This is a genomic window from Defluviitalea phaphyphila (genome assembly GCF_001466305.1).
GTDB lineage: Bacteria > Bacillota > Clostridia > Lachnospirales > Defluviitaleaceae > Defluviitalea_A > Defluviitalea_A phaphyphila.
Window position 1 is genome coordinate 44,734 of sequence record NZ_JWID01000011.1, and the last position, 11,539, is coordinate 56,272.

General features: G+C 24.6%; 7 protein-coding genes and 1 tRNA gene. 7 read left to right on the forward strand and 1 reads right to left on the reverse strand.

Translation table 11 applies throughout. The features are described from left to right. The first annotated feature begins 14 nt into the window (after positions 1-14). The 7 genes from OM90_RS08220 (at position 15) to OM90_RS08250 (ending at position 11,369) form a co-directional block, all read left to right on the forward strand. Entirely contained in the window at positions 15-908 is an 894-nt protein-coding gene (locus tag OM90_RS08220) for a carbohydrate ABC transporter permease (RefSeq protein WP_058486414.1), read from the forward strand. 41 nt (positions 909-949) lie between these two features. Beyond that, entirely contained in the window at positions 950-2,614 is a 1,665-nt protein-coding gene (locus tag OM90_RS08225; protein ID WP_058486415.1) for an extracellular solute-binding protein, read from the forward strand. Between the two features lie 255 nt (positions 2,615-2,869). Then, positions 2,870-4,690: a cache domain-containing sensor histidine kinase gene (locus OM90_RS08230; RefSeq protein ID WP_160323647.1), complete on the forward strand. Its 1,821-nt coding sequence runs from the start codon at positions 2,870-2,872 to the stop codon at positions 4,688-4,690. Continuing rightward, on the forward strand, positions 4,665-6,221 hold the full coding sequence (locus tag OM90_RS08235) for a response regulator transcription factor (RefSeq protein WP_058486417.1): 1,557 nt from the start codon (positions 4,665-4,667) through the stop codon (positions 6,219-6,221). Before OM90_RS08230 ends, OM90_RS08235 begins: the two co-directional genes overlap by 26 nt. Positions 6,222-6,329: 108 nt before the next feature. Further along, entirely contained in the window at positions 6,330-7,694 is a 1,365-nt protein-coding gene (locus OM90_RS08240; protein WP_058486418.1) for a glycoside hydrolase family 30 protein, read from the forward strand. Positions 7,695-7,844: 150 nt separating this feature from the next. Continuing rightward, on the forward strand, positions 7,845-11,075 hold the full coding sequence (locus OM90_RS08245) for a hypothetical protein (RefSeq protein WP_058486419.1): 3,231 nt from the start codon (positions 7,845-7,847) through the stop codon (positions 11,073-11,075). Positions 11,076-11,278: 203 nt separating this feature from the next. Further along, positions 11,279-11,369, forward strand: a tRNA-Ser gene (locus OM90_RS08250). Here the strand turns inward: OM90_RS08250 and OM90_RS13080 are convergent. Further along, a partial coding sequence (locus tag OM90_RS13080; protein WP_207643866.1) for a hypothetical protein occupies positions 11,348-11,539 on the reverse strand: 192 nt, incomplete at its 5' end. The genes OM90_RS08250 and OM90_RS13080 overlap by 22 nt on opposite strands.

The window sequence follows — 11,539 nt, forward strand, 5'->3', positions numbered from 1 at the left end:
AAAGGGGGATAAATATGATAAATGCTTTTAAAAGAAAAGATAAAAAAGAAATTATATTTGATATTTTTAATACTTGCTTAATGATTTTTATTTGTTTTATTACCTTATATCCAATCTGGTATACACTTGTACTTTCATTTAATGATGGCACAGATGCTATGCTTGGAGGAATTTATTGGTGGCCAAGAAAATTTAGTTTAGAAAGTTATAAAGCAGTATTTCAAAATATAGGAATTATTAAAGCTTTTGGTGTTACTATTGCAAGAACTGTAATTGGTACTGTTACAAATGTGTTATTTACTGCTATGGTTGCTTATGCTTTTTCTAAAAAAGATTTAGTTGGGCGAAAGGTTTATTTGACTATAGGTATTATTACAATGTTTTTTAATGGAGGATTAATTCCTAATTTTTTACTTATGAAAAATCTTGGATTATTAGATAGTTTTTGGGTTTATATATTTCCAACAATGTTTAATTTCTTTAATCTTATTATTTTTGTATCATTTTTTAAAGAAATTCCAAAGGCATTAGAAGAATCTGTAATGATTGATGGAGCTAATCACTTTGTTATTTTTTGGAAAATAATTTTACCATTATCAGCACCTGTTATCGCTACCATTGCTTTATTTACAGGAGTATTCCATTGGAATGATTATTTCTTTGGTGTAATTTACATTAATAATCCAGATTTACAGCCTATACAAACTTATTTGTATAAAGTAATTGCTCAAGCAACTTCTAATCAAATGTTAATGAATGCTCCGGGGGGAATTAGTAAAGCAAATATAACTTCTACTTCTATTAAGTTAGCAACAATGGTAATAACTACATTTCCTATAGTATGTGTATATCCTTTTTTACAAAAATATTTTGTAAAAGGAATGCTTTTAGGTTCAGTGAAAGGATAATATTTTTAATATAAAAAATAAACAAGATAGGGGGAATTATTATGAAAAACATCTTTAAAAGAACTGGAATTTTTGTAATGATAATTATTATGATAACTTCATTATTATCAGGATGTGGTAAAACAACTGAGGAAACAATAAGTAATGAAAATAGTAATATGGAAAGCCAAGATGAAAGTAATAAAGAAATGGTTTCAGCAGATACGCCGGGTTGGAAAGAGGATACTTCTCCTATTACTTTTGACTGGTATCTTAATTTTTCTTGGTTTGCTAATCAATGGGGAGGAGATGAAACTTCTAAATATATTACGGAAAAAACCGGTGTAAATATTAATTTTATTGTTCCAGCAGGAAATGAAGCAGAAAAATTAAATACTATGATAGTATCTGACACTTTACCTGATTTTATTACATTAGGTTGGTGGGAATCACAGGTTGATACAATGATTGAGGGAGGACTAGTATATCCATTAAATGAACTTGCCGATAAATATGACCCTTATTTTTATACAGTTGCAGATCCTGCAAGATTAGGTTGGTATACAGAAGAAGATGGAAATGTATATGGTTATCCTAATGCATCATATAGCCCATCAGATTATGAAAAATATGATATTTATTCTAATCAAACATTTTTAGTAAGAAAAGATATGTATGAAGCTATAGGAAGTCCAGATATGAGAACTCCAGAAGGATTTCTTGATGCACTTAGAAAAGCAAAAGAAATGTTTCCAGAAGTTAATGGTCAACCTTTAATTCCTTTTGGAGCTCATGAATTTACAGATACAGGAAACTACTCCTTTGAAACATATCTTCAAAACTTTTTAGCTATTCCTAGAGAAAAAGATGGAAAGTTATATGATAGAACAACAGACCCTGAATACATAAGATGGTTAAAAGTGTTTAGACAAGCTAATGAAGAAGGATTAATAGCTAAAGATATTTTTGTAGATAAAAGAGCACAGATGGAAGAAAAAATAACACAAGGTAGATATTTTTGTATGTTATATCAAAATTGGGATATGCAAGCACCTCAAAAAGCATTATACAGTAAAGACCCTAATTCAGTATATATAGCAGTTCCAGGGCCAGCAAATTCAAACTTAGATGATCCTACTTTAGATGGAGGTGGGATTGCAGGATGGACTATTACAATGATTTCTAAAAATTGTAAGGATCCTGAAAGAGCTATTAAATTTTTAAGTTATTTAATGAGTGAAGAAGGACAAAAAGATGTATTTTTAGGGCCAAAAGGTGTTACCTATGATACTATTGATGGAAAAGATCAATTAAAACCAGAAGTTAAAGAACTATTATCACAAGATAGATCAGCTTTTGATAAAATGTATGGATGTGATAATACTTATTGGATGTTAATGGATTTAGGAATTCAATCACAATGGACACCAGAATTAGAAGAACCTTTACGTCAACCTCAAGAATGGACAAAACCATATGTACAATTTGTAGGGCAGTATGATAATATTACTCCTCCTACAGATTCAGAAGAAGGAATTATATTATCTAAGATACAAAATAAATGGGGAACTATATTGCCACAATTAATTTTAGCGGAATCAGAAGAAGAATTTGATGCAATATTTAATGAATTTTTACAATATAGAGAAGAGCAAGGATATGAAAAAGTTGTTGAGTACATGCAAAAGAAAGTAGATGAAAATAAAGAAAAACTTGGAATTAAATAATAAAAACCCAGAGAAATCTGGGTTTTTTGTGTCATATATTAAATAAATAAAATATTCTATAATTTATAAATTTAAATATATGTCTATTTATTATATATTTATGTTATAGTAAAGTTGTTATATTTTTTATAAATATAATTTTTAATGATATATTTTAATTATAACAAAAGGAACGGTTATATTACTATGAAAATGTATAAATTACGGGAAAGTATATATTTATTAGTTCAAAGTATTATATCTCATTTTAAAAGTATGAGCCTTTTAAAAAAATTAATTTATGCATATATGTTTATTTTAGCTATTCCCATTATAGGATTTGCATTATATTTTTTTAATGATTATAAAAAAAATATAAATGAAAAATTATTGCAGCAGGCTTATCAAGATGTAGATAATATAAAAAATGATATAGAACATAATATAGAAACTTTTAATAGAATTTATAAAACCATTATATCTAATAGAGAATTGATGAATTTTATTGATACAAAAGAAGAAGTTACGACTAAGGAATTACTTGAATTTACAAGAACTCATGTAAAAGAAATAGAAAGAATACAATTTAGCAATCCCGATTTATATAGAATTAGAATTTTTATTGAAAATGAAAAAATATTAGAAAGATGGCCTATAATTTATCATGTTTCAAGGATAGAAAAAGAAAGTTGGTATACAAAATTAAAAGAGTCTAATGCAAAACAATATTGGATTTTTAATCATCAAGATGTTCTTACACATTTGGAAGAATCACAGCCGATTTTTATTACTTCTTTATATACCAAAATTACTGAATATGGAAAAGATGGATTAGGATTCATTGAAATATCTATGCCTACACAAACATTTTTTTATTATTTATATAATCAAAATGATAGTGATGAAAAAAATTCTTTTATGTGTTTTATAGATAGTAATGATAAAATTTATTTTGATTTTGAAAATGATTTTTTAAAAAATAATAACTTAAATATTCAAAATATTAAAAATAAGTTAATTGAAAGTAAAAAAGGGCAAAAGGGATTTTTGGAATTAGATAATCAAAAAGTAATAGCTGTATATCAATATATAGATGTACTTGATACCTATATTTATAAAATTATTTATGTAAAAGATTTACTATCAAATAGCAAAGATATGCTTAATATAGTTTTAATAACAAGTTTTATATTAATATTCGTTCTTTCGATATTTACTTATTTTATTACATCTATTATTTTAAAAAAACTTAAACTTATTATTCAATCTATGAGAGAAGTACAAAAAGGTAATTTAAATATAGAGATACCTGTAGTTGGTAATGATGAAATAGGAGAGTTAGCTTATAATTTAAGATTAATGTTAAAGAAAATTAATGATTTAATAAAAGTTGTTTTAAAAAAACACAAATTAACAAAAGATGCTCAAATCAGTGCATTACAATCTCAAATAAATGCTCATTTTATTTATAATGTATTAGAAGCTATAAAAATGATGGCAGAAATACAAGAAGCTTATGAAATTTCTGATGTAGTTACTTCGTTAGGTAAATTAATGAGATATAGTATGAGGTGGAAAATACAAGTTGTAAAATTACAAGAAGAAATAGAATATATAAAAAATTATATTAAATTAATTAATATACGATATGATTATCAAGTTTATCTAAATATTGATATAGAGTCTGATTTAATGCAATATGAAATATTAAAGATGTCTTTACAGCCTGCAGTGGAAAATGCAATTAAACATGGTATAAATCCATTAGAAGAAGATGCAGTTATTCGTATAAAATCTTATAGAGAAGATGAAAAAGTAATTATTGAAATTTCAGATACAGGAATAGGTATGAGTTTAGAAAAATTACATGAAGTCAGGGAAAATATATATTCTAAAGAGAATAAAGAATTTGTTAAAAAAGGAAATGGAATAGGGCTTAAAAATATTCATGAACGGATTCAAGTTTTTTATGGAGAGGAATATGGATTAGAAATTATGAGTAAAGAAAATTGTTATACAAAAGTTAGACTTATTTTGCCATATTATCATGATTTAAGAAGGAGACTAGAAGATGAGGAATATTTTAATAGTAGATGATGAAAAATTTATTAGATGGGGATTAAAAAAAATTATTGAAAGAGAAAATTTACCTATTAAAAATATTTATGAGAGCAAAAATGGGCAAGATGCTATAGAAAGGTTAGAAAAAGATGATATAGATATATTAATTACTGATATTCGTATGCCTAAAATGGACGGGATAGAACTTATAAAAAAAATACATAATAAAAATAAGAAAGTTAAAATTATTATTTTAAGTGGCTATGATGAGTTTAATTATGCACAAGAAGCATTAAAATATGGAGCAAAGGCATATATTTTAAAACCTGTAGATAAAAATGAACTAATAGATTTATTAAAACAAATAGAAAATGAAATAAAAGAAGAAGAAAAATTAAAAAAACAAGAAGAAAATATAAATAAATTTATTAAACAATTTTATAATAATGAATTAAATTATATTTTTTTAAATGACTATATAACAAAAGAAGAAATACAAAATATTATGGATACTATTAAAATTGATATATTTAACAAAACATTTTATGTATGTATATTGTCATATAAATATATAAAAAATAATTATGTATTAGAAAATAATAATGAATTAAAAGAATATGTAGATAAATATTTTATAAAACAACAAATTAATGTACTTTGTTTTTGGAATGTAAAAAAGCAGTTGGTACTTATTGTAGATGAAAAAATTAATTTTGATGAATTTATTACATATTTAAATAAAAAAATAAATAAAAAATTTTTTATTTGCGTAAGTAATCTTGGAAAGGAAATTACTGATATTAGAAAATTATATTTACAAGCTTGTGAAATTTATAGTCATAGATTTATTCTATCTGAAAATATTAATGTAGTTTATTATGAGCAAATAAAAAATAAAATTAAAATAGTAAATAATTTAGAAAATGAAATTATAAAAATAAGACAAATGTTAGGAACTCAGAGATATGAAAAAGCTTTAAATTTATTAGATAAAGTATTTGATATAGAACATATAGAAAATTATCATATTCAATATTATGAACAAATAATAGAGTATATAAATTATTATATAATTAATTATTTTAACAATAAGATTCCACAGGAAATGGAAAAATTAAAACAAAAATATGGAGAGATTACAGCTATAAATAGATTTAATCATATAAATGAGTATATTAAAGTATTAAAAAAATATTTAGAAGAAATTAATGAATATCTCATATTATTAAAAAAAGAAAATAAAGTAGAAAATGAAATAGATATGGCTATAGAATATATTCAAAAAAATTATTATAAAGATTTAAATATGGCTGTTGTGTCTAATTATGTTTCTTTAAATTATTCTTATTTTTCACAATTATTTAAAGAGAGGACAGGAATGAATTTTATTGATTATTTAAAATATGTGAGGATAGAAAAAGCAAAAGAGTTTTTAAATAATACAGATTATAAAATTTATGAAGTTTCAGAAAAAGTAGGTTATCAAAATCCAAAACATTTTATGAAAGTGTTTAAATCATTAACAGGTATTTCCCCCAGTGAATATAGAAAAAAAATAGTAAAATAGCTTTTTAATCTAAAAAAAAGATAACAAAAATAAAATTTGTTATCTTTTAATGTATATATAATCATTATAAAATTGAGAAGTATTAAAAGTTATTTTAGGGGGATATCAATGAGCAAAAAATTAAATAAAATTACTATAATTCAATCTGTAAAAGATACTGATGATAGATTAAAAAAGAAAGAAGAAATTTATTTTAAAAAGTTAAAAGATGAAGAAAATGACAAAAATTTATTAACAGTAGATATTAATCCTAATGAAAAATTTCAAGAAATAATAGGCTTTGGTGGAGCTTTTACAGATGCAGGAGCTTATGTTTTATCTCAGATTTCATCAAATCAAAGAGATGAAATTATTAGGGCTTATTTTCACCCAGAAGAAGGAATAGGATATACATTTTGTCGTACCCATATTAATAGTTGTGATTTTTCTACTGAAAATTATTCTTATGATGAAGTAGAAGGAGATATAGAATTAAAACATTTTGACATTTCTAGAGATAGAGTTCGGTTAATACCTTTTATTAAAGATGCAATGAAAGTTGAAGGTGCTAATTTTAAATTATTTGCATCTCCATGGAGTCCTCCAGCTTGGATGAAAACAAATGGTGAAATGAATAATGGAGGAAAATTAAAAGAAGAATATAAAGATGTATGGGCAAGGTATTATGCTAAATATATAAAAGAGTATGAAAAAGAAGGTATTAATATTTGGGGAATTACAGTACAAAATGAACCTGATGCAACTCAAGTATGGGATTCTTGTAGATATACTGCGGAAGAAGAAAGGGATTTTGTAAAAAATAATTTAGGACCAACTCTTAAAAAAGAAGGATTAGAACATATAAAAATTATGGTATGGGACCACAATAGAGATGCATTATATGATAGAGCAAAAGTTATTTTATCTGATAAAGAAGCAGCAAAGTATATTTGGGGAATAGGTTTTCATTGGTATTCAGGAGACCAATTTTATAACCTTGCAAAAACTCATGAAGAATTTCCAGATAAAAAATTAGTATTTACAGAAGGATGTATAGAAGGAGGAGTTAAACTAGGGTCTTGGGATATAGGAGAAAGATATGGATATAATATAATTAATGATTTAAATAATTGGACTGTCGCTTGGGTAGATTGGAATATGGTATTAAATGAAAAGGGTGGACCTAATCATGTAGGTAATTATTGTGATGCTCCTATTATTGTTGATACTAATAATAAGAAAATTTATTATCAAAGTTCTTATTATTATTTAGGGCATTTTAGTAAATATATTCGTCCTGGCGCAAAAAGAATAGGCTGTAAAACAGAAAATAAAGATATTCAAACAACTGCATTTATTAATAAAGATGGGAAAGTAGTAGTTATTATTATGAATCCAACAGGAAAATCTTTTGATTTTCAATTAAAATTAGATGATAATATAGCAAAATATAAGAGTTTAGCCCATTCTATAATGACATTAATTTGTGAATAAAAATCTCTGCAATTAAGCAGAGATTTTTTAAATAAAATAATAATACCAAAACAAAAATTTATATCCTATCTTTTTATTTTGTTCTTTTATTAGAATGAAATAAAAAGATTTTTTAAATAAATTAAATTAGTATGATAATGGAGGAGAAAAATGAGTGAATATTATTTAGATAGTAAAGAAAGATTTGTAATTGAAAATTATCAACAAAAGAACCCGTTTTCTAGTTTTTTATCGGGAATTGCAGGAATTAAGGGTATACCTATGTGGGTGTTTTATGTTAATAGAGGGCAGGGAATTTGTAGTTTTGGAATAAAAGATAAAGATAATTCTATTATGGAATTTTTCCCCGCAAATCAAGCATATCAAAATGTTTCAACAAAAGGTTTTAGAACATTTATAAAAAAAACTATAGATAATAATACTACTTTTTATGAGCCTTTTTCCCCTACTTTAAACAATAGAGATTCCGTAGAAAAAATGTATATAGAACCTAATATTTTAGAAATTGAAGAAAACAATAAAAAAGAAGGATTAAAAATTAATATAACATATTTTAATATACCTAATGAAAAGTTTGGAGGATTAGTAAGAAAAGTAAATATTAAAAATATATCAGATTATGTAATGAAGCTTGAAATATTAGATGGTATACCTGTTATTCTTCCTTTTGGAATTAATCATATGGCATATAAATCTGTAGGAAATACTTTAAAAGCATGGATGGATGTTTTTAATATAGAAAAAAGAATTCCATATTATAAAGTTCGTTCTAGTACAGAAGATACAGCACAAGTTACAGAGATTAATGGGGGTTATTTTTATATTAGTTTTATTTCAAATGAAGAAGAATTATTACAGCCTTTAGTGGATATAGAAAATATTTTTGGGTATGATACATCATTATATTATCCTCAAATTTTTATAAAAAAACCTTTAAAAGAATTATTAAAAATGAAAAAAAATACAGCAAATAAAGTACCTTGTGGTTTTTCTCCAATTATTAAAGAATTACAACCTAAAGAAACTATAGAATTTTATACTGTAATAGGATATGTAAATGATATTAATATTATTAATAAACAAGTAAAGAAAATTACTAATGTTTCATATATGAAAGAAAAAGAAAAACAATCAAGAGAAGTTATCAGAGAATTAACTGATGATATTAAAACTAAAACATCTTCTAAATTATTTGACTTATATGTAGAGCAAAATTATATAGATAACATATTAAGAGGTGGATATCCTATTTTATTGGAAAAAGACAAAGATTTTTTTGTATATTATGTGTATTCAAGAAAACATGGAGATTTAGAAAGAGATTATAATTTCTTTTCTATACTTCCGGAATATTATTCACAGGGGAATGGTAATTTTAGAGATACAAATCAAAATAGAAGAAATGATATATTTTTTAATCCTAAAATAGGAGACTTTAATATTAAAATATTTATGAATTTAATTCAAGCAGATGGATATAATCCTTTAGTAATAAAAGGTTGTACATTTAATATAGATGAAGATAAAATACATTTATTATTTTCTTATATTGTTAATGAAGAAGATAAGCTCAAAATAAAAGAAATATTAAAAAACTCTTATACACCAGGAAAATTATTAATGTTCATTGAAGAAAATAAAATAAAATTAAGTATTTGTGAAGAAGAATTTTTAAAAAAAGTATTAACATATTCCACTGAAAATTTTGAAGCAGAATTTGGAGAAGGATATTGGATTGATCACTGGACATATAATATGGATTTAATTGAAAATTATTTGTCAATATATCCAGATAAAAAAGAGGAGCTTTTATTTAATAAAAAAGATTATATGTTTTATGATAGCTATGCATTTGTTTTACCAAGAAAAGATAAATATGTATTAGTAGATGGGAAACCCCGTCAGTTTGATTCTATTGAAATTGATGAAGAAAAGAAGAAAATCATTGAAAAAAGAACAAAAATGAAATATTGGGTAAGAACACAAAAGGGAAAAGGAACTATTTATTACACTAATTTATTTGTAAAATTAACATCTTTGGCATTAATTAAATTTGCTACAATGGACCCTTATGGAATGGGAATTGAAATGGAAGCTAATAAACCTGGGTGGAATGATTCCATGAATGGATTACCTGGCATTTTTGGCTCAAGTATAGCTGAAACAATGGAATTAAAAAGAATAATTTTATTTTTATTAAATATTGATAAAGAAGATGAGTATAAAATTTTACTTCCAATAGAAATATTTGAATTATTAAAAACAGTTGAAAAATATTTGAATGAGTACAATTCTTCAGAAAATAAGAATAAAGATTTTATTTATTGGGATCAAGTAGCTTTTGCAAGAGAAAAATATAGAGAAAAAATAAAATTTGGATTAGATGGAGATGAAAAAGAGATTTCTATTAAAGAAATAAAAAATATATTAAGAAAATTTTTAGAAAAAATAAATAAAGGTATTGAAAAGGCATTAGAGTTTGGAAATGGAATATATCCAACTTATTTTTACTTTCAAGTAGAGGATTTTGAAGTATTAAAAGAGAAAGGAAAAGTTAAACTTAATAAAAAAGGATTACCTAATGTAGAGGTAAAGAAATTTAGTCCAGTTGTTATGCCTTACTTTTTAGAAGGACCAACAAGGGCATTAAAAGTATTAAATGATTCAGAAAAAGCTAGAGTTTTATATAAAAATATTAGAAATAGCAATATATATGATAAAAAATTAAAAATGTATAAAATATGCGAATCATTAGAAAACCAGCCATATGATATTGGAAGAGGACGAGCATTTACGCCAGGATGGTTAGAAAATGAATCAATTTTTTTACATATGGAATATAAATATATGTTAGAAATACTAAAGGCAAATTTGTATGATGAATTTTTTGAAGATATGAAAAATGTAATGATTCCTTTTTTAAATCCTAATATATATGGAAGAAGCACATTAGAAAATTCCTCTTTTATTGCTAGTAGTTCAAATCCTGATGAATCTGTTCATGGTAGAGGATATGTTGCACGATTAAGTGGGTCAACAGCAGAATTTTTAAGTATGTGGAATATAATGATGGTTGGGAAAAAACCTTTTATATTAAAGGATAATAAATTATGTTTATGTTTTTCACCAATCCTTCCAGGATGGTTATTTGATGAAAACGGTCAAGTATCATTCAAATTTTTAGGAAAGTGTAAAGTAACTTATCATAATCCATCTAAGAAAAATACATATGGAGATAATAAAGTATGTATTAGAAAAATAATTTTAAAAACTAATGAAAATAAAATAATAGAAATTTTAGGAGCATATATTAATGAAGATAATGCTTTAAAGGTAAGAAATGGGGAGATAAAAGATATAGATGTTTATTTTACAAAATAAAAAATAAATATTGATAGTAAGAGATTTTTATATAGATAGTTTGGGCGGAGAAAATATAGATAAAAACAATTAGGATAAACCTAAATAATATCAACGATAAATAAAAATTTAATAAATTACAATATTTTACATTAAATTTTAAATAAAAAATCTTGACATATAATATGTGTTTTAGTATAATGACTCTTGCGTTTAAGACGCAAGGAGAAGTACTCAAGTGGCTGAAGAGGTGCCCCTGCTAAGGGCATAGGTCGAGTAATCGGCGCGAGGGTTCAAATCCCTCCTTCTCCGCCATTATTAAAAAAATAAAAAAAGTTGTTGACAAGATTGCGGCAAGTTGATATAATGGATTTCGTTGTCGCAAAAAACGACAAAATTTGATCCTTGAAAACTAAACAGCGCCAAATAAAAACCCAATCAATTCCAAGATTGATTAAAAGCCAGTAGGCAAGGAAAGATAGAAA